This window comes from Thiomicrorhabdus arctica DSM 13458, assembly GCF_000381085.1.
Taxonomy (GTDB): domain Bacteria; phylum Pseudomonadota; class Gammaproteobacteria; order Thiomicrospirales; family Thiomicrospiraceae; genus Thiomicrorhabdus; species Thiomicrorhabdus arctica.
This window is the reverse complement of sequence record NZ_KB905899.1, coordinates 1,600,204-1,626,968: the sequence shown is the minus strand read 5'-3', so window position 1 is coordinate 1,626,968 and position 26,765 is coordinate 1,600,204. Positions and strand designations below refer to the sequence as shown.

Here is a 26,765-nt window from a genome sequence, read left to right as displayed (position 1 = left end):
GGTTGAAGTCGTTAAACGATCAAGTTAATGACCGATGTGAGAGTATCTTTCAGTAAAACCGGGGTGTTTTGCAAGGCTTCCATTTCTGACATAGGGTGGTTCATAATGCTGAATAGAGCCTTGAACTCAGGTAAATCATCTGGCGAACATGTGAGGCTACCGCAGATGCCGATGGTCGGCATGCCATACTTTAACCCTAATTCGGCGATACGCATCGGGAGTTTTCCAAATCGAGTCTGTTCATCCATTCGACCTTCACCCGTCAATATGTAATCGAACTCTTTTTCTGCAATAAGCGTTTCAAGCTTTAATCGCTCATTTAAAATATCAAACCCTGGCGTCACCTGTGCATTGAGTAACCCAATAAACCCAGCAGCCATACCGCCCGCCGCACCCGCACCTGGAATATCTTTAACTTGCTTGCCGGTTTTGTTTTCTATTAGAGTGGCCCAATTGGCTAAGCCCTTTTCTAAGGTATCGAAATTACGTTCTGTGACCCCTTTTTGCGGTCCAAAAATTCGGGTCGCACCATGTTCTCCAAGCAAGGGGTTGGTGACATCACAGGCAAGTTGCCACTCTATTTGTAATAGATGGGCAGGAATATCACCTATCTCTTTAATCTGTGCAAGTACTTGACCGCCTAACCCAACCGATTTGCCTTTGCTGTTTAACAAAGGAATGCCTAAAGCTTGTAACGCGGCCGCTCCCCCATCATTGGTTGCCGAGCCCCCTAATCCCAAAATAATTTTTTTAGCGCCTAACTCTAACGCGGCTTGAATTATTTGACCCGTGCCATAGGTATGCGTTTGCAGAGGGTTGCGTTCTTCTTGACGAATTTGCGGTAGACCAGAGGCTTGCGCCATCTCTATAATGGCGGTTTTGGAGTCGGCTTGCCAAGCAAAGGTCGCTTTGGTTTTACGTCCTAAGGCATTTGACGTCCAGAGAGTTTGTTGCTCTGCTAGACCCGCAAAGACAAAACTATCCACAAAACCTTCGCCGCCATCGGACATTGGTCTCGAAACGACCAATGCATCCGGTTGAATGGAATGAATCACTTGGGTGGCTATTTCACAAAATTGGATGGCACTTAAAGAACCTTTAAAGCTGTCTGGCGCGAGCAGTACTCGAAATGATTTAGGCATAATATTCCTCAGTGTCACAAGACATCACAAAAGATAATGGCAATGAAAGTGGAACAATGATACGCGACGTTGCGGATATTGAAGGGTGTTTTTAGTTTTGAGTCTACGGTTAGAAGATGCGGTTGACGAAAACAGTTGTGATTAGATTAGCAAATTAGTCTAGTAAAGAACAGCAAGAAAGACCTGATTTGTCTGAAATTCAAAATGACCAGGCCTGGTCATTTTAAAATGGGACATAAATGAATACTCCGCCAAGGGTTTTAGTCTTTCCATTTAATAGAGCAACCCATCGATGGGATTTGCTCTAATGGACCTTGACCCGTGAGAGCGATTTGTTTCATCGCTTCTAATAAATCGCGTTTAACATCGCCTGGCGCGGTCTCTTTACGAGAAGCGTCCAATCGGCCACGATACTGCAGTTTTAAATCGGCATTGTAACCAAAAAAGTCTGGAGTGCAGACCGCGCCGTAGGCTTTGGCGATGGCTTGTGATTCGTCTAAGACATAAGGGAATGGAAAGTCCCATAAATCCGCAATCTTCTTCATGTTTTCAAAAGAGTCTTCCGTATATTCATTAGGATCATTCGACATAATGGCGATACTGTTGATTCCAAAGTCATCTCGCAATATGCGGGTATCGTCTACTAAACGTTGCTGTATCGATTTGACGTATGGACAGTGGTTACAGATGAACATCACCAACAAGCCATTGTCGCCTTTGGCTTTGTCTAACGTCCAATTCTGACCATCAACGCCGGGTAGATTGAAATCAAAAGCAGGTAACTCAAAATTACAGACGGGGGTGGTTAAGCTGACCATATGGCAATCCTTGAATTAGAAAAAATAAAATTAGTTTACTAAAGTCCAGTTACAAAGATATGGTTTTAGGTCATAAACACAAAATCAAGACAAAAAAATGCCCTGTTAGAGTAACAGGGCATAAATTTAGCATCGAAAATTATTAGGCGAGCGCTATTCGAGTTCTACTTTCTCGGCGGTACCGACATCTGAGGCTGCAGTCACTGATATGAGAGGGTTTGTACCTGCTGCTACGTTAAAGAGGGTTTCAGTAGGAATGGAGTTGTTATTGCTGTCTTCAAAAGTGGATGATGCAATGTCAAATTTCATTCCTAAGACAGTAATGAACCCATCATCATTGGTTTCTGTTATGTTTCCTTGAACTTTAATCTTACCAGGATTGACAATCTTTACTTGTGAGGCAAAAACTGAACCGTTGTTTTCAAAGCCTTCAATTTGTACAAAATCACCATCGGTCAGATGAGTAATGTTTAAAGACTCTTTACCTGTTAGCTCATTTTTCATTTCCGTCTCTGTTCCTAAACCAATCGTAATGGCTGGTTGAGCTAGAATTGGAGAAACTTTAAAAGTCTTGGCATTAATATCTATCGCTGACACTGTCGCGTAAACCTTGACATCTCCTCCACGTAGTTTGAGTTTTTGGGCTTTGAGTACACCATTAACAATCGAACCTTCTGCTTCTACCTGTAGATCGTTCGCCAAAGTAATTCCAGAAGGTGATAAGTTTGCTGCACTCGCATCTACGGTAATGCCATTAATGGTGAAGTTCGTGTTATCCACATAATTTGTAATAAAGCCCTCCATTTCAAACTCTTCTGAATCATTTAGTTTAAGCTCTTCGGATTCAAATTTTTTGGCAGTAATAATGGTATGCGCACCATTTAATGTACCTTGGACCTGCACAGGAATTCCGTTAGACAGCCCATTGGGTAAATCGTCGATATTTGTTGCCCCTGATATGCTAATAATTAGGCCGTTAATGGTGTAGTTGATATTATCAGTGGTTAACAAATTTCCCTTGATTTCTACAATACTCGAATCGGCTAGAAAAGGCTCTTTGAGTTCTACACGTGAGGCAAGAAGGGTACCGCTTGCATTGAAGAAGCCACTGATTTCAATATTGTCATTATTAGCGATAGTGTCAAAATTGAAAGTTGTGCCGTCAAATGAAGTCGAGCTACGGTCAATCTTTACTGTGGTTCCTAATACCGTAAAAGTGGCGCTGGTCGTGGTGGGCAAAATAGGAGTAGGCGTTAAACCAGAAACAGGGCCCTGCAATTCATCATCAAAGATAATGCTCGTTGCAGTACCCGTGATGCCGTCAGGATTAATCGTACCGTTGACGCGGACCACCATGCCAATTGCCAGATTGCTTTGTGTGCCGGGAGTGCCTTCAATATCAAATGCTGAACTGACGGTTTCAAACTCAACCCCATTCACAAAGACGCTACCAAATCCTGTAATCGTTCCAGATGAAATATAGCCTGAACCACCGATGCCAGCAGTATTACCACTGCCGCTGCCGCCGCATGCGGTTAAACCCAGAGCCATAGCTGCAGTGAGGGCTGTTGTTTTAATAGATTTAATCATGATGGTCTTCCTTATCTTTGTCTTCATAGTAATAAACCCCAACACTGACATACTGACTGTCTTCGTTGTTATGCGTTTCGTGCTCTAAGAGCCAGGTATCTAAATGCTCAAGAAGAGCTTGAGAGTGTTGTGCCGCAATCTTTTGAAATTCCAGATTTTTAGCTTTGTCTAACTTAAGAGTGGACACTTTTCGTTGAAAGCGTTTGTTATTGTCGCTGGCCGTCAGATTGTGGCTAATGGTTTCAAGAAGTTCTGCGGTATCCGTACCCAAGATACGTGCAACTTCGGTTGAGCCAGTGCCAGGTAAATAAGCGGGTTTGATTAGGTAAACCATGTCGTTGTTTATTTCGACACAATTTGCATTTATTAATAAATCAAGCATCGCTTTGGCAGGAATGTCACCACTGTACGTTTTGATCAGATGACTAAACGAAGGTGCGATATTATCTAATCGTAAAGGAACGGGGTTGCCAGAACGGTCCAAAAACTCTTTGTGGTGCATCCAGCCACTAATAACTCGCGTTGCACGGTTATATTTTTGATCGTTCTGATGGTGGTCTACTTGCTCAATTTCTTTGAGGCGTTTCACTTCCTTTCTTGAGAGTCCGGTCTGGGCGGAGACGCTCGAAATGGTCGTTTTAGACTGCTTTCCATGCCAGTTTTCGATTGAGTAAGCTTCATCAACATAGGTCTTACGTACGAGTTCTTCAAAATTACCACAAGACACTCCGTTTCGAAGCATTGTCCGAATGAGGGGGCGTAGTATTTGAAGTGCACTTTTGTTGAGTGCTGTTATTAATGTCTCTTTCATAGTTTGGGATTATATTCCCAAAAAAATGAATGTCAACTTTTTATACTATTTAAATTTGAACTTATGCAGCGTAGGCGAACAGAAGGTTATAGCCATTAAGTGGACTGGCTCAGCAGACTCTTTATCTTAAGTATAAAAAAACCGCCGAAAGGCGGTTTCTAAATGATCGAGCGAATAAAATGCTCAGTGCGTGCCTGTCAGCAACGCTTAGACGTGTGCTGCAAACATCGTGAGTAACATCGGGGCTGAAAGCACTACGTTTGTACGTGAAGCCATCGCGGCAACGAACTTAGCTTTGGTAATTTCTTCAGCTGTCGCTGGAACCATTCCAAGAATTTTACGCTGGTTAGGCCAAATAAGTACCCAAACGTTAAAGAGCATGATCGTACCCAACCATGCCCCTAGGCCGATGACTTGTGAACCTGGCGCAAATAAGAACGCATCCATAATGCCTTGGAAACCAGCACCATTTGCTTGAGCAAGCAGTGATACACCTACCAACCATGTGGTTGCAGCCGCCATGCGGAACCAAAGTAAAGCACGCGGTGCAACATACTTACCGATTGCCGCTGGACCAGGACCGTCAGAATCCGCTAAGGCGGCACCCATTGCAGGAACTTGCACAAAGTTGAAGTAGTAAAGTAGACCGATCCAAATAATACCTGCTAAAACGTGTAGCCATACAGTGATTAGGAATGAAAAGCTGCCGTAACCTGAGGTTGCGACGTACATACTTGGTATGTCGAGTGCAAAAATAGCTAAAATCGCGGCAATAAAACCTAGGGCGATCGTGCCTATAATGCTGTTAAGTGGATTCATGATCATCTCCAGATGAGTAATTATAAGTAAAGAGTTCTTGATTTAAATCAAGTTATTGATCGTATATTAACAGAACTGAATAGACGGGATATTTGTTTTGCTAGATTTACTGACGTTCTAATGGGTCTTCTGTATAAAATCATGCCGTTTGGCCATCAGGAGTCGTGGTTAATCACCGTTCGATAGAAGGTGTTTTGTTAGGGTGGGTATTATCGTTGAAAAAAAAGCCCGAATAAATTCGGGCTTTTTTAGGTCATTCAACGTTTAACGGAATGAATGGCTTGAGTCATTAAGCAGGTTATTTTGCAGCGCTGTAAAGCTCTGAAACCTTGTTCCAGTTAACCACGTCCCACCAAGCTTGCATGTAAGCTGGGCGTAGGTTCTGGTAACGAAGGTAGTATGCGTGCTCCCAAACATCCAAACCTAACACAGGTGTGCCTTGCACCTTTGCACAATCCATTAGAGGGTTGTCTTGATTAGGCGTAGAAGAGATTTCTAGCTTACCGTCAGCAGAAACGGTTAACCAAGCCCAACCAGAACCGAACTGGGTTGCACCGGCGGTATTGAATTTTGTTTTCATCTCTTCAAAGCTACCAAACGTAGCATTGATTTCATCGGCCAGAGCGCCTTTAGGTGCGCCCATGCTATCACCCGTCATGACGTCCCAGAAGAATGAATGGTTCCAATGTCCACCGCCATTGTTGCGCACTGCTGGTGGCAAAGTTCCTGCAACCGCGCAAAGCTCATCAAGCGTCTTGTCTTCTAATTCTGTCCCTGCAATGGCCGCATTAACATTAGTGACATAAGCTTGGTGGTGTTTTGAATGATGAATTTCCATAGTACGAGCGTCGATAGAAACCTCTAAAGCGTCGTAGTCATAAGGTAGTGCTGGAAGTGTAAAAGCCATGGCGGTTTCCTTTTAAATATAAGTAGAGTGTAATGTCAGGTCTTCTATTGTATCTACAACCAGCTGATTGTAAATACCTGAGTAAACTGTTTGGTTATTAACGTTTTAACCAGGCCTGGTCGTTTTTTATTTAAAAAATATTGTCTAAACGTTCAGGGGGTGGTGTCATATTCCCCATTTTTTCGAATTCTGCAGGAGGCATTTGCATATAAAACCCTTTCGTGACCATCGCTTCATAGACGGTTGCCGCATCCCCGCGCGCCATCTTTCTATCAGGCGTTAGTTCAAAGTCCATGACATGAGCCGGTTCACCGAACATGACTAAAAGTTCGTCTGGCAGGTCTTCTAAACGATTTTTTTTCGGCATAAAAAGAAAAAGTTCTTGTTTCTTTGGGCTTTTGTAAGCGGATACCATTATCATGTTCATACCGTTTTTTCCTTGTTCTGAAGCAGAGTTGTACTAAATGGTTTCTATTGTACCAAAATCAAACCACCCAGAATACGCACATTAAATGAACATGTTGCAAATGCTTTGAAAATATTTTGATGCTGAAAAACTTGACCCATCATCAGTATTTCCTTATTCTTTTCAGATTCGAATAAAATAACTGGATTTTAGTGTGATATTAGGAAACAAAGTAAGCGTCTTTGGAGGAACTGGATTTGTTGGTAAGGAGGTGGTCAATGAGCTGTCCAAGGCAGGTTATGAGGTCACTCTTTTAGTTCGTAGACCTGAAAGATATCGTGAATTTGCCCTGTATCCTAATACGGTTGTTAGGGCTGTAACCTCTTTTGATGATGCCGAACAGCTAAAGTTGGCACTTGCAGATGCTGATATTATGGTGAATTTGACCACAGATCGTTCAGCAGGCAATGAGATGATTGAGTCATCAGATTTGATGCACATTAACCAAAAGCTAAAATTGGCCGCTGAGTCAGCGGGGGTAAAGCGTGTGTTAAGTTTATCTCAAATGGGGGCTTCTTTAGATCAGCCGGGAAGTGATTGGTTTGGTTTACTCGCGGAAGTGGATAACTTAATGCACAGTGTTGCCAGCGCAAATGTGACCATTTTTAAACCCAGCCTGTTGATTGGTGAGGGTGATGACACGACGTCGCGGTTTGTAAAGCAGTTGCAACGTATGTCATTATTGATGGTGGCAAACGCGAACACCGTTTTACAACCCGTTTGGGTTAAAGATTTTGCTTTAGCTTTTGTTGGCTCAATTCGTAAGTCTGCGACATTTGGTCAGAAAATTGAAGTGGTCGGTGAAGAGCGTCTTACCCTTAAACAGTTGGGTGAATTAGTCGCTGAAATCATGCAAAAAGAAGCCATCGTTTTTCCTATGTGTCGTCTAAATGCGTCGATTATGGTGAAGCTAGGCGCACTTTCTCCCATGGCATCGGTCTCTGCATCTCAGTTATTAATGCTGAAAAAAGATATGGTTTCGGACAGCGATTTTTCATCCATATTCGGCTTTATGCCAAGTGGATTGGAATGGGTTATTTCAACCTATGCCGCACCGCATCATATTCGTGAACGTTACAACTTTTACCGTAAAGAAGCGAGCCGTAATCCTCGCGAAATGGTGTGAACTCTTGCAATGATGCAAGTGGGCGTGATGCTTAAGTCACCTGAAAAAAGCCGTCTTTATTGACGGCTTTTTTATTGGTTAATAGTCAGATGGTAAATTTAAAGAGGGTCGTGTCGTGGATTTAGACGTCTATTTAGTTGGGGGTGCCGTCAGAGATGGTTTGCTCGATTTAGCGGTTTATGATCGCGACTGGGTTGTCGTGGGTGCGACGCCTGAAATGATGTTAGCGAAAGGCTTTGAGCAGGTGGGTAAAGACTTTCCTGTTTTTCTGCATCCAAAGACTAAGGAAGAGTATGCCTTAGCCAGAACCGAACGCAAGGTTGGGGTCGGGTATCACGGATTCGAGGTATTTGCTGCACCAAACGTAACGCTTGAAGAAGATCTTATTCGCCGAGATTTAACCATTAATGCCATGGCTAGATCGCCTTCTGGTGACATAATAGATCCCTATGGCGGTCAGCAGGATTTGCATAACAAGCTCCTACGCCATGTATCAGAGGCATTTTCTGAGGATCCTTTGCGGGTTTTGCGAGTGGCGCGTTTCGCAGCGAAGTTAGCGCCTTTTGATTTCAAACTAGCACCAGAGACACAAAGCTTAATGACGCAGATGGTGCAGGCAGGAGAGTTATCTGACTTAACGCCTGAGCGGGTTTGGCAAGAAGTGGTTAAGGCTTTGAATACCGAGACGCCAAGCGTGTTTTTTTCCGTGTTGGACAGCGTCGGTGCAATTGAAGTTTTGTTCCCGGAGTTATTCGCTTTACATCATGTGACTCAGCCGCAGAAATATCATCCAGAAGGGGATGTCTGGAATCATACGATGATGGTATTAGATGCTGCGGCAGGGTTGTCAAATGATCCGATGGTACGTTTTGCTGCTTTGGTACATGATTTAGGCAAAGCGATGACCCCTGAAGCGTTGTGGCCTAAACATCATGGTCATGAGGTTGCGGGCGTCCCGATTGTGGTGGAATTATGTGAACGTTATCGTGTTCCCAAAAAATGGCAACAACTGGCTTCAAGAGTCACGCAGTGGCATGGTTTGATTCATCAGGGTTTAAAAAGCATAGAATCGGATCGTTTTCGGCCTTATTTGAAACCAGTGACTTATTTAAAAGTGCTTAAAGGCTGTGGCGCTTTAAAAGATTCTGTGGGTTTTGAAAATGTTTTACTCGCCTGTAAAGCTGATTCTCAAGGTCGAATCGGATTTGAATCGATTGCCTATCCGCATATAAAATTTTGGAGGCAGATGTTAAATGCTGTGAATCAGGTTGATAATCAAAAGGTGATTCAACAAGGTTTTCAAGGTTCCGAAATCGCAGAAGCAATCGATCGAGAAAGAGTGAGATTGATTGCTGAGTTTATCCAGTTGTATTAATCCTTCTTGGATTAAAGAAATGGGTGTTTAAAGGTCTTTTTGTCAAATACGCCAAACGGATCATGCTGATTTAAATAAGTTTTTTAAAACGCTACAATGAATGCTTTAGCGGTAGAATAAAGCGAGTAAATGGGTTGTCAGGGGGCGCCTTAACTGCGGTACCACCTTAAATGATTGATGTTATGACGATTCGAATAAATTCACAAAGGGTTCATCTTGATAGTTTCTACTTTTAAAACGCGTTTTAGAAGCGTGCTCATTCCCATTATTATTATTGTTGCTGCGATAGTCATTTTTGTGTTTTTAAAAAGCAGCAAGGTAGAGCAGCCCCCCGTACAGATCAAGGAAAAGGTTTGGATGGTTGAGACGATACCTGCGCGCTTTGAAAGCTTATCCCCAGTACAAAATCTGTATGGCAAGGTTGAATCGTTCTCAATGGTGGATGCAGCCGCGCCTATTTCGGGTGTGATTGAAAATGTTTGGGTAAAAGAAGGACAGTCGGTTAAGCAAGGTGATGCACTGGTGAGCATGAATCTTTCAGATTTAGACATTCCTTTACAGCAGGCAAAGGCCGATGTGGCCGATGCTTCTGCACAGGTTCGTTTACAAAAATTGGCGTATGAAGCCAATCAACAACGTTTGTTGTTTGAGAAAAAAGTATTAAAGTTAAAGAGGGTTAAGCAAGAGCGGACTCAACAATTGATTACTAAAGACTTGGCGTCACGGACGGATTTAGACACGGTAAAAGAAGCGTTGGTTAAGCAGGAATATGTGGTGGTGGGTGCTCAATTGGCGGTAGAAGAAAATCAACTGAAAGCGACACAGAATGAATCGCGTTTGGCAAAAGCCAAGGCGGTTTTGAGACAGGCGACTCTAAACATGCAACGTGGTCAATTAGTTGCCCCCTATGATGCGCGAATCGCAAAAGTATCGGTCAGTGAAGGTTCTCGTGTGAATGCCGGTATGAGTATGGTCAGTTTTTATGGTGTATCGTCACTGGTGTTGCGTACCAAATTACCCGTTATGGTGCAGTCTGAGGTACAGCAAGCATTAGATTCAAATATTACTTTACAAGCCTTTTACACTCAACATAATGGCGCTTCAGGTCAACGCTCAATCCCTCTGAGTTTAACGAGACTGGCGGGAGAGTCGACGACCAGTGGAATCGATGCTTTCTTTCGTTTACCGCCCGCGCTGAGCAATGCTCGTCCAGGCGATTTAATGGAAGTTAGCTTGCAAGGTGTGCCGATTGATAATGTGGTTGCTATTCCTTACAGTGCGCTTTATGGTCAAAACCAAGTCTATATTATTCGAGAGGGACGTCTAGTATCAGAGCACGTTAAAGTGGTGGGGGATGTCTTGCGTCATGATGAACTCTGGGCATTAATTTTGCCTAAGTTTGCGGCCAATACCAAAATTAATATTACCCATTTACCGAATGCCGTTTCTGGTTTGAAAGTCTCTGAAGGTGTTCAATGAGCATCTCTGAATCTAACGGCTCTGTGTCAGGGGAGCATGATCCATTAAAGCAGGATAAAAATCACGATTTTCAAGTTGAAGATCATGATTATGAAGTCAAGGAGCGCAGTTTTAAATCGCATGGCATGATTGGCCTGTTCGCTCGTCATAAAGTAGCACCTAACTTATTGATGATCATTATGCTGTTGGCAGGAATTGTCGCCATAATGAAGTTGAATGTGCAGTTCTTTCCAAATTTTGACCTGGATTATGCTTCTGTTCGTGTGGTGTGGCCGGGCGCGAACGGTGAGGATGTTGAACGCAGCATTACAGAACCCATTGAACGAGTCTTGCGTAATTTAGATAATTTGGATGAAATGACCTCCACGTCCTCATTGGGTATTGCCGTGATCACCTTGAAGTTTAAGGAGGGTGTGAATATGATTGAGGCGGTCGATCAAATCAATCAACGCATCAATGAGTTGCGTAATCTGCCGCAGGATGCTGAGAAGCCGGTTATTGAACGGATTGTTCGTTATGAATCGATTGCCCGAGTCCTATTGGTGAGTGAGCAGGGAGACTTAGCGGAGTTGCGGCCAATGGCCCGGCAGTTTGAGCGAGAGTTACTTAATCGTGGGATCGACAAAATAAGTTTTACTGGGTTGCCCTCAGAAGAGATGGCGATCGAGCTTTCTCAGAAAAAACTCGAACAGTTTAACCTCTCACTCGAAGCGGTCGGTAATCAGGTAGCCAGCATGAGTCGCGATTATCCGGCGGGTTCTGTGGGGGATAACGACAGTGTACGAGACTTGCGTGCCTTAGAGCAAAAGCGCACTGTGCATGAATTTAATCAAATGCCTTTAGTGGTCTCGGATTCTGAAAATGTAGCATTGGGTGATGTGGGATTGGTTGAACGCCGTGCCATTAAAGATTCGCCTTATTTAACAGTTGATGGTCATCCTGCTATTGAAATGCAATTACAGCGTGCCGAGAGTGGCGATACTTTAGTCTCTTCGAAAATATTAATGGATTGGTTAGCAGAAGCAAAACCGGCTTTACCACAGGGCGTGCGACTTCAAGTTTATGATCAAACTTGGTCATTGGTGAATCAGCGTATTATGCTCTTGGTCAATAATGGAATTGGCGGCTTAGTCCTGGTTGTTTTAATTCTGTATATGTTTATGAATGGGCGAGTGGCTTTCTGGGTAGCGGTCGGTATTCCGATCTCGTTTGCCGCGACTTTGATGATTCTTTATCTTGCGGGCGGCAGCATTAATATGGTCAGCATGTTTGGCCTGATTATGGCATTGGGCATAATTGTTGATGATGCTATTGTGGTGGGTGAAGATGCACTTTCACATCATGAACGCGGAGAGCCAGCGTTGCAGGCGGCAGAGGGTGGTGCCCATCGTATGCTCGGACCTGTCACCGCTTCTTCCTTGACAACCGTAGCGGCTTTTTTACCTCTTATGATGATTGGGGGGGAGATGGGAAATATCCTATTTGCCATTCCGTTAGTGATCATTGCTGTGATTTTCGCTTCATTAATAGAGAGTTTTACGATTTTACCCGGTCATTTGCGCCATGCTTTAAATGGTGTAAAACCCTCTCAGCCAGGTTCGATTCGATATCGTTTGAATCAAGGGATTGATCATGTGCGCCATCATCAGTTTCGTCATGTGATTCGCTGGGTATTGAAAAATAGATTGATTACGTTATCAGCGACCTTGGCGATGATGATTTTTGTCATGGGTTTACTTGCTGGGGGACGGTTAGGTTTTGTCTTTTTCCCTTCGCCAGAGTCGACCAAGTTGCAAGCGGATGCCCGTTTTGTGGCCGGAACACCTTCTGAGGTCTCTTCCCGTTATGTTGAAAAACTCTATCAAGCTTTACGGGAAACTGAACAACAGCTTGAACCTGGTATAGTCAAAATTGCGACCGTGAATTACAATAAAACCAGTAGTCAAACGGGCCCTAATTTCAGCGGCATAAATGTAGAGTTGGTTGAGCCGGATCAACGTCACACTCGTAATACAGAATTTGTGAAAGTCTGGCAACAAAAAGCTGGCATCGTCCCTGGTTTAGATGTGCTCACCATTGAATCACCTAGAAGCGGTCCACCTGGCAGTGATATTGATGTTCGTTTGTCCGGCGCTGCACCTTTGCTCTTGAAGCAAGCCTCTTTAGACTTGCAAGAGGTTTTATCGCAAGTGGTTGGGGTCAGCGGTATACGTGATGACCTACCCTATGGCCGTGATCAGATGATCTATCAGTTGACAGCACAAGGTAAAGCTCTTGGTCTGACATATGTTTCACTTGGTCGTCAGTTGTCAGATGCTTTTTCTGGACGTTTAGTGCAAATCTTTACAGATTCAGAAGATGAAGTTGAAGTGCGTGTGCAGTATCCTCGAGTGGAACAGAACACTTTAGCCACCCTTAATAGCATGCAAGTCGTCACCCCTTCTGGTGAACGTGTTGCTTTAAACACGGTGGCGTCATGGTCAACTAAACGGGGTTTTGATGTGATGCGCCATGTCGATGGGCAGTTGGCTGTGAATGTCATTGGGGAAGTCGACAGAACCGTTAATAATAGCAACCTTATTTTAGCGCAATTGGTCAAAAGTACGCTCCCTGAACTTGAGAAGAAATACGGTTTGATTTATTCCGTTGAGGGACAGAGTGCACGCCAAGCAGATACCCTGGCGGATATGAAGATAGGTTTATTGATTGGGTTGTCAATAATCTATATTGTCCTGGCATGGGTGTTTGGCTCTTATGGATGGCCACTGGTGGTGATGATGGCGATTCCTTTCGGCTTGATTGGCGCCATCATGGGCCACTGGTGGATGGGGCTGGATATGACAATTTTGTCTCTTTTTGGCTTCTTTGGCTTGTCAGGTATCGTGGTCAATGATTCCATTATCTTAGTGAGTTTTTATAAGCGTCTCAGAGAATCTGGTTTAGGTGTGAATGCGGCTTTAGAAGAAGCGTCTGTGCAGCGTATCCGTGCGGTACTGTTAACATCCTTAACCACGGTGGCGGGTTTGACGCCCTTGTTGTTTGAAACCTCTTTGCAAGCACAATTCTTGATTCCAATGGCGACCGCAATTGCCTTCGGGTTGATATTCTCGACCTTTTTGATTTTACTCGTGATCCCGGCCATGCTGTCTTTGTATGAACATGCTGGGGAAGCCATTCATAAAAAAATCAAGAATGCACCAGAGGATCCTGCGGCCATTTCTTGAGAAGACCTTTATATCAATAGGTCAGGTGATGTGGGTTTTATAGCCACTCTATACTGTAATTAATTATTTTTATGACTTATGACGGCCTAAAGAGGTAACTAAAGCCGTGTTTAGGGGTTTTTTCATTCGTAATAGAACGCCAATAAGCTGTTATAAGTCGTGCTGTTGGGCAAATAAACATAAGAAAACAATAAGAAAACTTGATGATTTACTCATTATAAGAGAGAATATTGCACCAAATTATCTTGTCATTCCTCCTTTAAGTTCTTACGAAGATTGAGAGCTTAAAGTTAGTAGAGGAGTGTGCAAACACCGAATTTTTTTAAAAATTGAGGAAGTTGTATGGCAACTCGTAGAGAATTAGCAAACGCAATCCGTGCATTAAGCATGGATGCAGTTCAGAAAGCAAATTCGGGACACCCTGGTGCGCCGATGGGTATGGCAGATATCGCTGAAGTATTGTGGAACAGCCACATGAAGTACAACCCAACGAATTCAAAATGGGCTGATCGCGATCGTTTCGTATTGTCTAACGGGCACGGATCAATGTTGATCTACTCTTTATTGCACCTTACTGGTTTCGACCTAGGTATGGAAGATATTAAGCAATTCCGTCAGCTTCACGCTAAGACAGCAGGTCATCCAGAATATGGTTACGCTGAAGGGATTGAAACCACAACAGGTCCTCTAGGTCAGGGTTTGACTAACGCGGTAGGTATGGCGATTGCAGAACGTACTTTAGCGGCTCAGTTCAATAAGCCGGGTCACGACATCGTTGATCATCATACTTATGTCTTTATGGGTGATGGTTGTTTGATGGAAGGTCTTTCTCATGAGTCGTCAGCCATGGCTGGAACCTTAGGTCTTGGTAAGCTAATCGCATTTTGGGATGATAATGATATCTCTATCGACGGTCACATTGGTGATTGGATGGAAAAAGGCGTTCCAGGTCGTTTCGTTTCTTACGATTGGCATGTTATTCCGAACGTTGATGGCCACGATGCTAATGCAATCAATGCGGCAATCGAAGAAGCTAAGAAAGTCACTGATAAGCCGACATTAATTTGTACTAAAACAATCATCGGTTTTGGTTCTCCAAACCTTTGTGGAAGTCACGACTGCCACGGTGCGGCTTTAGGGCATGATGAGATTGCTGAAGCTCGTAAAGAGCTTGGTTGGACGGCTGAACCTTTCGTTATTCCAGAAGATATCTATGCTGGTTGGGATCATAAAGAGAAGGGCGCAACGGATGAAGCGGCTTGGGATGAGAAGTTTGCGGCCTATAAAGCGGCTTACCCTGCTGAAGCAGCCGAGTTCCTTCGTCGTATAGCCGGTGATTTACCAGCGAACTTCGAAATGGAAATGGATAATTTCATCGCTAAGACTCAAGTTGATATGCCTAATATCGCTTCTCGTAAAGCGTCTCAAAATACAATTGAAGCAATGGGTCCTTTGCTACCTGAGATGTTTGGTGGTTCTGCCGATTTAACGGGTTCTAACCTGACTAACTGGTCTGGAACGGTTAAAGTTAACCATGAAAATGCTAACGGTAACTACCTTTCTTGGGGTGTTCGTGAGTTTGGTATGGCGCATATGATGAACGGTATGGTGCTTCACGGCGGCTTCAAAGTTTACGGTGCAACATTCTTTATGTTTATGGAATTCATGCGTAACGCTTTACGTATGTCAGCATTGATGAAAATCGGTACGATCTATGTCTACACTCATGACTCTATCGGTCTAGGTGAAGATGGTCCTACGCATCAACCTGTTGAGCAACTGGCAACTATGCGTGTTATCCCTAATTTCCAAACTTGGCGTGGTTGTGATGCAATCGAGTCTGCTGTTTCTTGGAAAATTGCGATGATGCGTGGCGATGCTCCGACGGCATTAATCTTCTCTCGTCAAAACCTAACGCCTCAGCCTCGTACTGCAGAGCAGGTTGCGAACATCGAGAAGGGTGGATATGTCCTTAAAGATTGCGCTGGTACACCAGACATTATCTTTATCTCTACCGGTTCTGAAGTTGGATTGGCAGTTGAAGCGGCTGACGCAATGGATGCAAACGTACGTGTTGTGTCGATGCCTTGTACTAATGCCTACGATTCTCAAGATCAAGCCTATAAGGATTCTGTATTGATTCCTGGTGTGAAGCGTGTTGCGATTGAAGCAGGTGTTGCTGATGGCTGGTATAAGTATATTGGTCTTGACGGTGGTACGGTTTGCATGACTACTTTCGGTGAATCAGCGCCTGCTGGCGACTTATTCAAAGAGTTCGGTTTCACCGTAGAGAACGTTGTAGCAACAGCTAATAAAGTACTCGGTAAGTAATTAAAGGGTCGTCTTAAAGGCGGCTTAATTATTTGCATTCAGTATTAACAAATTTTTTATTAAACTAGGCCTAGATTAACCAGGCCTGGTCATTATTTGGAGTAAAACTCAATGACTATTAAAGTTGGTATTAACGGTTTCGGTCGTATCGGTCGTATGGCTTTCCGTGCCGCGGCTAAAGATTTCAAAAACATCGAAGTAGTAGCGATCAATGATCTACTTGATCCTGAATACCTAGCATACATGCTTAAATTCGATTCGGTACACGGTCGTTTTGACGGAACGGTTGATGTTGTTGACGGTAACCTTGTGGTTAACGGTAAAACAATCCGTATTACTGCAGAGCGTAACCCTGCTGACCTAGCATGGTCTGATGTTGGTGCTGATCTAGTAATTGAATGTACTGGTTTCTTCCTAACAGAAGAGTCATGTCAGGCTCACCTTGATGCGGGTGCTAAGAAAGTAGTTCAGTCTGCGCCTTCTAAGGATCACACTCCAATGTTCGTCTATGGTGTTAACCATAACGAATATAAAGGTGAAGCAATTGTTTCTGCAGCGTCTTGTACAACGAACGGTCTTGCGCCAGTTGCTAAAGTACTTAATGACAGCTTCGGGATTAAACGTGGTCTTATGACGACAGTTCATGCTGCAACCGCTACTCAAAAAACGGTAGATGGTCCATCTATGAAAGATTGGCGTGGTGGACGTGGTATTCTAGAAAATATCATTCCATCATCAACCGGTGCGGCTAAAGCGGTCGGTGTTGTTCTTCCTGAGTTAAACGGTAAGTTGACGGGTATGGCTTTCCGCGTACCTACTTCTGATGTTTCTGTTGTAGATTTAGTGGTTGAACTTGAGAAAGAAGCCACTTATGAAGAGATCTGTGCAGCGATGAAAGCGGCTTCTGAAGGGTCTATGGCTGGCGTTCTTGGTTATACTGAAGAAGCAAACGTTTCTACAGATTTCCGTGGTGATTCTCGTCCATCTATCTTTGATGCAAAAGCAGGTATCGCTTTAGATACTACTTTCGTTAAAGTGGTCGCTTGGTATGACAACGAGTACGGCTATACATGTAACATGATGAGAGTTGTAGAGCACGTAGGCAAGTAATGGTTTTGTGCGCTCATTAGCGCCGACACTGCTTCGTTGGTTATCGGTCATGTGCACTTGCATATTCCCTCTGCCCGCCTTGAATTGCCAGCACGACTGAACGCACAAATTCCATTCTTGAATGTGTAATCTCTGATTATGTTTTCTGTTCCATTTTTGAGCGATTGAAAATGGAATGGAAAATTTAATATTAAACTTTTGTTGCTCTGCAACACTCTAAACTGAGGAATACCGAATGTCTGTAATTAAGATGACTGATTTAGATCTAGCTGGAAAGCGCGTATTAATTCGTCAAGATTTAAATGTGCCAGTTAAAGACGGTAAAGTAACTTCAGATGCACGTATCCGTGCATCATTAGCAACTATTAAGATGGCTGCAGACGCTGGTGCTAAGGTCATGCTAATGTCTCACCTTGGCCGTCCAACGGAAGGTGAGTATGCCGAAGAGTTCTCTCTAGCACCTGTGGCTGCAAATCTTTCTGAAAAACTCGGTAAAGAAGTGCGTTTGATTAAAGACTACCTAAGTGGTAGTTTTGAAGTCGCTGATGGTGAAGTGGTTCTTTTAGAAAACGTACGTTTTAACGTTGGTGAGAAGAAAGATGACGAAAAGCTTTCTAAACAGTATGCGGCCTTATGTGACGTGTATGTTATGGATGCGTTTGGTACGGCACACCGTGCTCAAGCCTCTACTCATGGTGCGGGTGCATTTGCTCCAACAGCATGTGCGGGTCCTTTATTAGCGGCTGAGTTAGATGCTTTAGGTAAAGCGTTAAACAATCCTGCACGCCCAATGGTGGCAATTGTTGGTGGTTCTAAGGTATCTACTAAGCTAACCGTACTTGAGTCACTTTCTGAGAAAGTGGATCAGTTGGTGGTTGGTGGGGGTATTGCAAATACTTTTATCGAGGCTGCTGGTTATAACGTTGGTAAGTCTCTGTCTGAATCAGACCTTCTTGAGACGTGTAAGAAGTTAAACGGAATTATGGAAGCACGTGGTGCGGCTATTCCTTTAGCGTCTGACGTAGTTTGTGGGAAAGAGTTCTCTGAAACAGCTGTTGCAACAACAAAAAATGTTTCAGAAACTCAAGACGATGATATGATTTTTGATATCGGTCCTGATTCTGCTGCTGAATTAGCCGAAATCATCAAAAACGCTGGAACAGTTGTTTGGAATGGTCCAGTCGGTGTTTTCGAGTTTGACCAGTTTGGTGAAGGTACTAAAGCAATTGCTATGGCGATTGCAGAATCAAAAGCATTTTCTATTGCCGGTGGTGGAGACACTTTAGCCGCAATTGATAAGTACGATATCGCTGACAAGGTTTCTTATATTTCTACGGGTGGTGGTGCTTTCCTTGAGTTTCTAGAAGGTAAAGAGTTACCAGCTGTGACGATGCTAGAAAAAGCAGCTGCAAAAAAGTAATCTGGCCTTTATTGGCTAATTGACCAGGCCTGGTAACTATCAGGTCTGGTTTTCATCTATTTGTCATATTGATAATAGAGTTATTGTAATAAGATGAGGTTTCCATTTGAGGGTGACTCGGTAAGTAAACATAACAGACATAGCAGCCACCGATTGGCTGTCAGTGTGGAAGGCGTTTATTTTGCGAGACATCTTTTTTGAATTGGTAAAACACTCAAATTTAAAAGGTATAAATTTAATGTCATCAAATATCAGAAGAACAAAAATTGTTGCGACTTTAGGGCCAGCAACAGATCGTCCAGGCGAACTAGAAAAAATGATTAAAGCGGGTCTAGATGTTGTGCGTATCAATATGTCGCACGGTAATCCTGCTGAGCATAAAACACGTGTTGATGCTGTTCGAGCTATCGCCGCCAAGTATGATCATGAGGTGGGTGTTTTAGTCGATTTACAAGGCCCTAAAATCCGTATCGCACGTTTTTCTGAAGATAAAATTTTTCTAGAAGATGGCGATAAGTTTTCTTTAGATAATAATGTTGATATCAATCTTGGTAACCAACACGAAGTTGGCTTGACTTATAAAAGCCTGCCTTACGATGTTAAACCAGGTAACCGTCTATTGTTAGATGATGGCCGTTTAGTGTTTGAAGTTGATAACGTGGTAGGTGAGCGTGTTAACTGTACGGTTATTGTGGGTGGAACGCTTTCTAATAACAAGGGTATTAACCTTCAGGGTGGTGGTCTTTCAGCTTCCGCTTTAACGGATAAAGATAAGGAAGATATCCTAACAGCAGCCGAGATGAAAGCAGATTTTCTTGCTTTGTCATTCCCTCGTTCAGCAGAAGATGTTGAGTATTGTCGTACCCTGGCGCAAAAAGCAGGTCTGTTCTGTAGCATTGTTTCCAAAGTTGAGCGTGCTGAAGCGGTAGCTGATGATGCCACTTTAGATGGCATTATTTTGGCGTCTGACGTCGTTATGATTGCCCGTGGTGATCTGGGTGTTGAAGTCGGTGATGCACAGTTGCCCGCTTTACAAAAGAAAATGATCAAGCGTTCACGTCAGCTAAACCGTGTTACGATCACGGCAACGCAGATGATGGAAACCATGATTGATAATGCAATTCCTACGCGTGCCGAAGTATTTGATGTTGCCAATGCGGTAATGGATGGTACGGATGCAGTGATGCTGTCTGGTGAGACGGCTACCGGTAAGTCTCCTAGTTTGGTTATTGAGACAATGGGTCGTATCTGTCATGAAGCAGAAAAGTCACGTTCTTCGCGTGAATCTACTCATCGAATTGACGAGTCATTTACAGCGGTTGATGAAACCATTGCAATGTCTGCTATGTACGCAGCAAACCATTTTGATGTTAAGTGTATCGCAGCCTTGACGGAATCAGGGAATACGGCATTATTGATGTCACGTATCAGTTCTGGCATTCCGATTATTGCATTAACACCACATCTTGAGACGCGTCGTAAAGTGACAATGTACCGTGGTGTTTATCCTTCAACGGTGAGTTATGAGGGATGTGATGATGCGGAAGTTAAAGCGCTTATTATGGAAAGAATTAAGTCTTTTGGTATCGCTAAAGAGGGTGATTTAGTGATCCTTACTCGTGGTGAATTACGCGGTAACCTAGGTGGTACTAACAGCATGGAAATTGTTAAGGTTTCTTAAGCCTAATTTGAGCCATGAACACCTTGGTGTTTATGGCGAACCAATATTATTTGGATAGCACCTAAAAGCTTGATAGAATAGTTAAAATTTTTTGAAACAAATAAAGGAGTCTCCAAAATGGCGATGATTACACTTCGTGAATTAATGGACTACGCAGCAGAACATAACTTTGGTATGCCAGCGTTTAACGTAAACAACATGGAACAAGTTCGCGCAATCATGCGTGCTGCTGACGCTGTAGATTCTCCAGTAATCCTTCAGGGTTCTGCGGGTGCACGTAAGTATGCTGGTGAGCCAATGCTTCGTCATATGATCGCAGCAGCCGTTGAGATGTATCCTAATGTGCCGGTTGTAATGCACCAGGATCATGGTTCTGATGTTGGCGTTTGTTTACGTGCAATCCAGTCTGGTTTTACCTCAGTTATGATGGATGGTTCCTTAGAAGCCGATATGAAGACCCCTGCATCTTATGAGTATAATGCTGGAATCACGGCTGAAGTCGTTAAGATTGCACACGCTGGTGGTGTTTCAGTTGAAGGTGAACTTGGATGTTTAGGTTCTCTAGAAACCGGTATGATGGGTGAAGAAGATGGCCATGGTTCTGATGCCAAGTTAGATATGGACAGCCTGTTGACTGACCCAGAAGAAGCGGCACAGTTCGTTAAAGATACAAACGTTGATTGTTTAGCAGTCGCAGTTGGAACTTCTCACGGTGCTTATAAGTTTACTTCTAAGCCTGGGGCTGATGTCCTTAAGATTGATCAGATCCGTAAGATCCATGAGCGTATTCCTGATACTCATATCGTCATGCACGGTTCTTCTTCTGTTCCAGAAGAGTGGTTACAAATCATCAATAACTACGGTGGTGATATGGGCCAAACTTACGGCGTTCCGGTTGAAGCAATCGTTGAAGGTATTAAGTACGGTGTGCGTAAAGTAAATATCGATACAGATCTTCGTATGGCATCTACTGGTGCGATCCGTAAGCACTTAGCTGAAAATACATCTAACTTCGATCCTCGTAAATTCTACAATGCTGCAGAAAACGCGATGATGGAAATCTGTAAAGCTCGTTTCGAAGCTTTCGGTTGTGCTGGTCACGGTTCTAAGATCAAATCTGTTGGTCTAGAAGAGATGCAAGCTCGTTATGCATCAGGTTCATTGAATCAAACGGTTCGTTAATTAACTGTTTATTCAGATCAAAAAAAGGCCCGCTTTATGCGGGCTTTTTTGTGCCCTAAAAAAGGGAACTGATTGGAAATTTGAATAGATGTTATAGGGAGTATAACTTCTTGTTATGTATTGGATTTTAACAAACTGTTACAATGCTTTAAATACCTCTAAAACTTAGGAAAACCATGGCTTCTACTGAAATATACAACTTTGAAGTTTCTCAAAATAATTTTAATTCTATTGTTTTAATCAACTCTTACAAGCTACCTGTTTTTGCCTTATTTATGAGTCCAAGTATTGGTGACTGTATAAAGTTAGAGCGTAGATTATCCGACTTTACGGAAGAGTTTGCAGGGCAATTTATTTTGGCGCGTATTGATGTTGATATGGAGAGTGACTTAAAAGAGCAATACGACATTGTCAATGTACCTACTATTAAGGTGTTTAAAGATGGAAATATGGTTCATCAAGAAATCGGTCTGTTGGATGCAGATGAATTAGCGGATTTGATGAAGGCTCATGGACTGTTCCGTCGATCCGATGAAATGCGTGATGAAGCACGTGCCCAACACCTACAGGGAAATACACCACAAGCGATTAAAATCCTCACAGAGGCGATGAATAGCGATCCTAGTAATGCTCGTATCGCCATGGATATGGTACAAATTATGCTCGATATTAATCTGCTTGATCAAGCTGTCGATTTATATAATAAGTTGCCCGATAGAGAGAAAGAGTCTGAGATCGGTAAAGCATTGCTTGGGCAAATTACCTTTAAAGGATTGGCTGCAAAGACACCAGGCCTGGTAGAGTTGCTGGAACAAGTAAATCAACAGCCAGATAACTTCGATGCGCGTTTTGGATTAGCAATCTGTTATGTGGCTGAACATGGCTACGAAGAAGCCATGAATCAGATATTTGAGATTTTAAATGTTGAGCCGACTTATAAAGAAGGAGCAGCCCAAGAGTTGGCTGTGACGATTATCAATATGTTAGAAGCGAATGACTCGAAACTAGCCCAAGATTCTCGCCGTATTCTGAGCAATATGTTGTCACAGTAATTGAGTTTATTTAGGCACAAAAAAGGGCGGTTAACCGCCCTTTTTTGTGAGATGACGATAATTAAAAGTAATCGCTGCTTTCAACATCATCTAAATCTGTACTGCTAAAACGACAGACATTAACGCTGATATAGTCGTCGTAAGCGCTACCAGATGACACCCAGTTTTTAACTTTATTCTCTACGGCTTGCGGTAATACTTTTTCATTTAGAACCAAACAGAAACCATATTTGAATTTTGGACTCTCTTTAGTTTCAAGGAGAACGTTACCATCCTCTGTAAATAATTTTACCTGAGCTTGTTGACCAGGCATCGTCACGAAAGCATTCGCACCATGCTCTTTAATAAAGTCTAATAATTGTCTATTAAAGTGCATTTTACTGATTGGATTGTTCTGATAGTATTCCTCAATTAAATCCGCTGCACGTTCAATCAATGATGCCTTTAAAGCATCAGTTGAATCAAACGTTTCATCGCCCATTTCAAAAATGACATAAGCCTGCTGGATTTTACCTAATGTTAAGGATTTATCTTCGTGTATGACTAAAGCAGCACCTTCTACTATGGCTTGATAGTTTTCATCCGAAAAGTCTGTTAAGGCCTGTATAAATTGTTCTGCATTCATTTTATGAATTCCTAATAGTCTTGTAATTCAGCGTATTTTAGCAGAATTACAAATAAAAAAACCTTAGTCAGAGTCTGACTAAGGTTTATGTGGAGTCAGTTAGATTGACTGAGAGTGTTAAGTTGTTAGGTTTGCAAACAACTGTGGTAATTTCTCAGGCAGTTTTAATACATCATCAACGATAGCATAACGATTCTGTCCAAAGATATTTTGCACATATTTATCTGCGTATTGGTCAATCGTTAAACAATACGAGTAGATACCATTCGATTGTAACTCTTCAACGGCTTTTTTAGCATCTTGTTTGAGATACTGGCCATCCTGTTCATCGATATCTGCGGGTTCTCCATCTGTAATCACCAGCAGCAATTTTTGCTTGCTGTTCTGTTGATTAAGATAATGGCCAGCGTGACGTATTGCGCCACCCATACGGGTCGAAAGTCCACCTTTCATACCGGCAAGTCTGGCATGCACTTCGTCATCAAAAGGCTCATCAAATTGTTTAAAACGTATATATTGTAAATCGTGTCGTCCATCCGATGAGAAACCGTGTACTGCAAACTGATCACCGATGCCATTAATGGCATGAGAAACTAGAATGGCAGACTCTTGAGTAACTTCCAATATTGTTTTGTCTGCACCTGAGACCTTTTCATTGGTTGACTCAGATAAATCCAAAAGGATAACCACCGAAACTTCACGCGATCGAATCACGTTTTTCATGGTGATACGAGGGTCTGGCTCTTGTCCCATGCGGATAGCTGTAATGGCTTCAACACAGGCGTTTAAATCCAATTCATCACCATCTTCTAAGCGACGAATACGCTGTAAACCAACCGCTTGTAATTTATCAACAATTTGTTTGATACGGTGTGCAATGCCTTTATTTGCATCTAAGATACGGTTATAAAGGGTAGGGTCGCCTTTTTTGGCACGACGTTCATATAAAGTGACCCAGCTTGGACGATGCAGTTGAACACGGTAATCCCACTCATGGTAGTGATAGGGATCAGAAATGGGTTCAATCCCTTCCATCTCATTCCAAGAAATACCATTATCTTCGTAAGGCATCAGTTCAGAGCCCAGCACCCAGATTTCATCATGGTTAACATCAATCAACTCAGAATCAATCTCGTTAATCATTTCCATCACAGAAACATGTTTACGTACGGTTTCCTTGTTGCCACCGGAACCCGCATCCATTTCTGCCCACTCTTCAGATGCCCACACAAAGCGATTATCATCTCGATAGCCAAAACGTTGTTTGCTCAAGTCGGTTAATGAGACCCATTTATTGGTTGCAAGGTTCATTGCATTGAACATTAAGATACCGACATCCCAAGACCATTTTTCATTGTCAAGGTTGTCTTCTATCTCAGCATAGAACTTATCAGCAACAAGTGATAACTGCACATCTTGTAAATCATGCTCTCTGTCCATCAATTTAAGCGCAAGTTGCTCTATTCGATAAGCATCTGATTTAGGGTCAAGTTGTATCTGTTCTTGGTTTGCATGGATTACTTTCATCCACAAGCTTCTTAGCCCTGGGAAGTTCTTAATCGCATTGTATTCAACACGCGCATCTTCAATAATTTCGATAAAGAACATCTGTTGCGGAGAGAGTTGCTCCATTGAAATTGCCGCTTTGCTGTAGCAAAGGTGAGAGGCTAAGTGAGCGGCCATTGCACGATAAAGTTCAGCCCCTGTGACATCGCCTAAATCATTTAGTGCGTCTGGCAGGTGCAGAGCCATATTTTGAAAGTAGGGCTTAAAGTCTTCAAAGTCAGCAGCTGCCGGACGAATAAAGAAGTCACGTGCCCAAAAAGCGCGCAGGAAGAAGTTTACCGGACGGTGAAAATCGATAAACAAGGAGCCTTTACGCTGCTGTTGAAAGACAGCTTTTGAGTCTTCAGACTCTAAACCAAAGTATTTGATTTGTGCCGGAAAGTTACGCGCGTGAGCTTGTGCGCCCCATTGTGCCCAACGTCTTAAACCAGACACGGTTAGTTTAGACATCATGTCGTCAATGTTGCCTAACATTGGTCGCATTGCACGGGGTGTTTTAGAGCCAATTTGGTAGATAAGCGCAAGATACTGTCTAGTCAAATCGATATCGCGAGTTTTTTCAGCAATAATCGGCAACGAGTTTAAAACCAGCGCAATGACTTCACCCGACATAACGGAAGATAACTTCATGACGGTTTCTTGGATATCATCCAGAATTTCATCTTCAATTTTTGCGACGACTTGAGGTACCGCTTCAAGATAACTGACAACCACTTCCTGACCTTTACCAAGGTAGGAAAGCGTATTGGCATTAGCCAGCCACTCTTCACGAGAGTGTTCATTCATGTAGTGTGAAGCTTCTTGAATCAATGAATCTAGCATTTCCTCAAGTTGAGGAACGCTTTCAATCAGTGATGCTTTGACTTCTTCTAGATCAAAACTCATAACATTATCCTATACATTTTAAATTCAACGGCGAGCCCAGGATGCAATTCCAATTAATGGTTGCACCAGGCCTGGTGGATTTATTCAAAAAATGTATCTACGGTCGTTAACAAGGTATCTAAAATATCATCATCATCTGTAAGCGGTGTGACAAGCGCCATGTTACAAGCTTTCTTAGGATCAACACCTTTGTTGATTAGTTGTGCTGCATAAACCAATAGGCGGGTAGACATACCTTCGTCTAGACCGTGACCTTTAAGGTTACGTGAACGCTGTGCAATCTGAACAAGTTTCTCTGCTGTTGCCAGGTCAATTCCAGCTTCTTTGGCGACGATTTCAGCTTCAATGTCCGCTGCTGGATAATCAAATCTAAACCCACCAAAACGCTGTTTGGTTGATTGCTTAAGATCTTTCATCATCGACTGATAGCCAGGGTTATAAGAGATAACCAACTGGAAGTCAGGGTGCGCTTCTAATAATTCACCTTTTTTGTCCAAAGGTAAAATGCGACGGTGATCCGTTAAAGGGTGAATAACAACCGTTGTATCTTGGCGTGCTTCAACGACCTCATCCAAATAGCAGATAGCACCAATTCGTGCTGCCACCGTCAAAGGTCCATCTTGCCAGCGCGTACCGTTGGCGTCTATTAAGAAGCGACCTACTAAGTCAGATGCTGTCATATCTTCGTTACAAGCAACGGTAATAAGAGGGGTATTTAGCTTGTGTGCCATGTATTCAACAAAACGTGATTTACCACATCCCGTTGGCCCTTTAAGCATAATTGGCATTCTTGAAGCGTAGCCCGATTCAAATAGCTCTACTTCATCCGCGACTGGGCGATAGAATGGCTCATCTTTGATAATGTATTGTGATGGATCTATTGCATTGACTTCAGACATGATTGGTTCTCCGTGACAAGTTATATTCAAACCGTGTTTTAAATTTTTTTGGTTTCATCACTTTATAAAAAATGAGTAAACCAAAAAAATAAAATGCCAGCCGGATTTCGGGACCAGCTGGCAAGTGTCATCTGTACACGAGGTATAGAAATGTACAAATAAACCAGGTTAAGAAATAGGCTAACGGTGTGTTAAGCCACTTCTCAGAATGTGTGTCGGCTAGAAGATCGCTTCTAACCTAATCTATTTAAAAGTAA

The 26,765-nt window shown here is 42.9% G+C and carries 20 protein-coding genes; 10 read left to right on the top strand and 10 right to left on the bottom strand.

All coding sequences use genetic code 11. The annotated features are described in order from the left end of the window. Positions 1 to 11 precede the first annotated feature (11 nt). From F612_RS0107640 to F612_RS0107610, 7 genes are all read right to left on the bottom strand, one after another. Positions 12 to 1,142, bottom strand: coding sequence for a glycerate kinase (locus F612_RS0107640; protein WP_019557172.1), 1,131 nt, complete (start codon positions 1,140 to 1,142; stop codon positions 12 to 14). 260 nt (positions 1,143 to 1,402) lie between these two features. Next, positions 1,403 to 1,960, bottom strand: coding sequence for a thioredoxin family protein (locus tag F612_RS0107635; protein WP_019557171.1), 558 nt, complete (start codon positions 1,958 to 1,960; stop codon positions 1,403 to 1,405). 153 nt (positions 1,961 to 2,113) lie between these two features. Next, entirely contained in the window at positions 2,114 to 3,550 is a 1,437-nt protein-coding gene (locus tag F612_RS0107630) for a DUF5666 domain-containing protein (protein WP_019557170.1), read from the bottom strand. After that, on the bottom strand, positions 3,543 to 4,361 hold the full coding sequence (locus F612_RS0107625; protein ID WP_033394409.1) for a DUF6502 family protein: 819 nt from the start codon (positions 4,359 to 4,361) through the stop codon (positions 3,543 to 3,545). Before F612_RS0107625 ends, F612_RS0107630 begins: the two co-directional genes overlap by 8 nt. Before the next feature lie 207 nt (positions 4,362 to 4,568). Next, a complete protein-coding gene (locus F612_RS12365; protein ID WP_019557168.1) occupies positions 4,569 to 5,180 on the bottom strand; it encodes a urate hydroxylase PuuD in 612 nt (203 codons plus the stop codon). A gap of 298 nt (positions 5,181 to 5,478) precedes the next feature. Continuing rightward, entirely contained in the window at positions 5,479 to 6,087 is a 609-nt protein-coding gene (locus tag F612_RS0107615) for a superoxide dismutase (protein ID WP_019557167.1), read from the bottom strand. Positions 6,088 to 6,217: 130 nt separating this feature from the next. Continuing rightward, positions 6,218 to 6,514: a YcgL domain-containing protein gene (locus F612_RS0107610; protein WP_019557166.1), complete on the bottom strand. Its 297-nt coding sequence runs from the start codon at positions 6,512 to 6,514 to the stop codon at positions 6,218 to 6,220. A gap of 193 nt (positions 6,515 to 6,707) precedes the next feature. On the opposite strand from F612_RS0107610, the gene F612_RS0107600 reads away from it, so the two are divergent. The 10 genes from F612_RS0107600 to F612_RS0107555 all read left to right on the top strand — a co-directional run bounded on the left by F612_RS0107600 (position 6,708) and on the right by F612_RS0107555 (position 22,533). Continuing rightward, complete coding sequence (locus F612_RS0107600) at positions 6,708 to 7,679, top strand: NAD(P)H-binding protein (RefSeq protein ID WP_245539514.1); 972 nt, start codon at positions 6,708 to 6,710, stop codon at positions 7,677 to 7,679. 115 nt (positions 7,680 to 7,794) lie between these two features. Then, positions 7,795 to 9,054, top strand: coding sequence for a multifunctional CCA addition/repair protein (locus F612_RS0107595; protein ID WP_019557163.1), 1,260 nt, complete (start codon positions 7,795 to 7,797; stop codon positions 9,052 to 9,054). A 216-nt stretch (positions 9,055 to 9,270) separates the two neighbouring features. After that, positions 9,271 to 10,533 (top strand): efflux RND transporter periplasmic adaptor subunit, encoded by a 1,263-nt coding sequence (locus tag F612_RS0107590; protein WP_019557162.1) that lies wholly within the window; start codon positions 9,271 to 9,273, stop codon positions 10,531 to 10,533. Continuing rightward, positions 10,530 to 13,757: an efflux RND transporter permease subunit gene (locus F612_RS0107585; protein WP_019557161.1), complete on the top strand. Its 3,228-nt coding sequence runs from the start codon at positions 10,530 to 10,532 to the stop codon at positions 13,755 to 13,757. The genes F612_RS0107590 and F612_RS0107585 overlap by 4 nt, the downstream gene beginning before the upstream one ends. 342 nt (positions 13,758 to 14,099) lie before the next feature. Then, positions 14,100 to 16,088, top strand: a complete 1,989-nt coding sequence (gene tkt / locus F612_RS0107580; protein WP_019557160.1) for a transketolase — start codon at positions 14,100 to 14,102, stop codon at positions 16,086 to 16,088. Between the two features lie 111 nt (positions 16,089 to 16,199). Continuing rightward, the gene (gene gap / locus F612_RS0107575) at positions 16,200 to 17,198 is read left to right on the top strand and encodes a type I glyceraldehyde-3-phosphate dehydrogenase (RefSeq protein ID WP_019557159.1); all 999 of its coding nucleotides are present in this window, start codon (positions 16,200 to 16,202) and stop codon (positions 17,196 to 17,198) included. A 235-nt stretch (positions 17,199 to 17,433) separates the two neighbouring features. Continuing rightward, complete coding sequence (locus tag F612_RS0107570; RefSeq protein WP_019557158.1) at positions 17,434 to 18,618, top strand: phosphoglycerate kinase; 1,185 nt, start codon at positions 17,434 to 17,436, stop codon at positions 18,616 to 18,618. 238 nt (positions 18,619 to 18,856) lie between these two features. Continuing rightward, a complete protein-coding gene (gene pyk / locus F612_RS0107565; RefSeq protein ID WP_026329682.1) occupies positions 18,857 to 20,299 on the top strand; it encodes a pyruvate kinase in 1,443 nt (480 codons plus the stop codon). 117 nt (positions 20,300 to 20,416) lie between these two features. After that, on the top strand, positions 20,417 to 21,481 hold the full coding sequence (fba, locus tag F612_RS0107560; RefSeq protein WP_019557156.1) for a class II fructose-bisphosphate aldolase: 1,065 nt from the start codon (positions 20,417 to 20,419) through the stop codon (positions 21,479 to 21,481). Positions 21,482 to 21,657: 176 nt separating this feature from the next. Further along, entirely contained in the window at positions 21,658 to 22,533 is an 876-nt protein-coding gene (locus F612_RS0107555) for a tetratricopeptide repeat protein (RefSeq protein WP_019557155.1), read from the top strand. A 61-nt stretch (positions 22,534 to 22,594) separates the two neighbouring features. On the opposite strand, the gene F612_RS0107550 is transcribed toward F612_RS0107555, so the two are convergent. The 3 genes from F612_RS0107550 to F612_RS0107540 form a co-directional block, all read right to left on the bottom strand. Next, positions 22,595 to 23,158, bottom strand: coding sequence for a hypothetical protein (locus F612_RS0107550; RefSeq protein ID WP_019557154.1), 564 nt, complete (start codon positions 23,156 to 23,158; stop codon positions 22,595 to 22,597). A 117-nt stretch (positions 23,159 to 23,275) separates the two neighbouring features. Then, a complete protein-coding gene (locus tag F612_RS0107545) occupies positions 23,276 to 25,609 on the bottom strand; it encodes a nitric oxide reductase activation protein NorD (protein ID WP_019557153.1) in 2,334 nt (777 codons plus the stop codon). A gap of 80 nt (positions 25,610 to 25,689) precedes the next feature. Beyond that, entirely contained in the window at positions 25,690 to 26,508 is an 819-nt protein-coding gene (locus F612_RS0107540; protein WP_019557152.1) for a CbbQ/NirQ/NorQ/GpvN family protein, read from the bottom strand. Positions 26,509 to 26,765: the final 257 nt, after the last annotated feature.

What these genes read in the sequence shown, in the direction of transcription:
- F612_RS0107640 (WP_019557172.1), bottom strand. Translation starts at nt 1,142, where the DNA reads ATGCCTAAATCATTTCGAGTACTGCTCGCGCCAGACAGCTTTAAAGGT.
- F612_RS0107635 (WP_019557171.1), bottom strand. Translation starts at nt 1,960, where the DNA reads ATGGTCAGCTTAACCACCCCCGTCTGTAATTTTGAGTTACCTGCTTTT.
- F612_RS0107630 (WP_019557170.1), bottom strand. Translation starts at nt 3,550, where the DNA reads ATGATTAAATCTATTAAAACAACAGCCCTCACTGCAGCTATGGCTCTG.
- F612_RS0107625 (WP_033394409.1), bottom strand. Translation starts at nt 4,361, where the DNA reads ATGAAAGAGACATTAATAACAGCACTCAACAAAAGTGCACTTCAAATA.
- F612_RS12365 (WP_019557168.1), bottom strand. Translation starts at nt 5,180, where the DNA reads ATGAATCCACTTAACAGCATTATAGGCACGATCGCCCTAGGTTTTATT.
- F612_RS0107615 (WP_019557167.1), bottom strand. Translation starts at nt 6,087, where the DNA reads ATGGCTTTTACACTTCCAGCACTACCTTATGACTACGACGCTTTAGAG.
- F612_RS0107610 (WP_019557166.1), bottom strand. Translation starts at nt 6,514, where the DNA reads ATGAACATGATAATGGTATCCGCTTACAAAAGCCCAAAGAAACAAGAA.
- F612_RS0107585 (WP_019557161.1), top strand. Translation starts at nt 10,530, where the DNA reads ATGAGCATCTCTGAATCTAACGGCTCTGTGTCAGGGGAGCATGATCCA.
- tkt (WP_019557160.1), top strand. Translation starts at nt 14,100, where the DNA reads ATGGCAACTCGTAGAGAATTAGCAAACGCAATCCGTGCATTAAGCATG.
- gap (WP_019557159.1), top strand. Translation starts at nt 16,200, where the DNA reads ATGACTATTAAAGTTGGTATTAACGGTTTCGGTCGTATCGGTCGTATG.
- F612_RS0107570 (WP_019557158.1), top strand. Translation starts at nt 17,434, where the DNA reads ATGTCTGTAATTAAGATGACTGATTTAGATCTAGCTGGAAAGCGCGTA.
- pyk (WP_026329682.1), top strand. Translation starts at nt 18,857, where the DNA reads ATGTCATCAAATATCAGAAGAACAAAAATTGTTGCGACTTTAGGGCCA.
- fba (WP_019557156.1), top strand. Translation starts at nt 20,417, where the DNA reads ATGGCGATGATTACACTTCGTGAATTAATGGACTACGCAGCAGAACAT.
- F612_RS0107555 (WP_019557155.1), top strand. Translation starts at nt 21,658, where the DNA reads ATGGCTTCTACTGAAATATACAACTTTGAAGTTTCTCAAAATAATTTT.
- F612_RS0107550 (WP_019557154.1), bottom strand. Translation starts at nt 23,158, where the DNA reads ATGAATGCAGAACAATTTATACAGGCCTTAACAGACTTTTCGGATGAA.
- F612_RS0107545 (WP_019557153.1), bottom strand. Translation starts at nt 25,609, where the DNA reads ATGAGTTTTGATCTAGAAGAAGTCAAAGCATCACTGATTGAAAGCGTT.
- F612_RS0107540 (WP_019557152.1), bottom strand. Translation starts at nt 26,508, where the DNA reads ATGTCTGAAGTCAATGCAATAGATCCATCACAATACATTATCAAAGAT.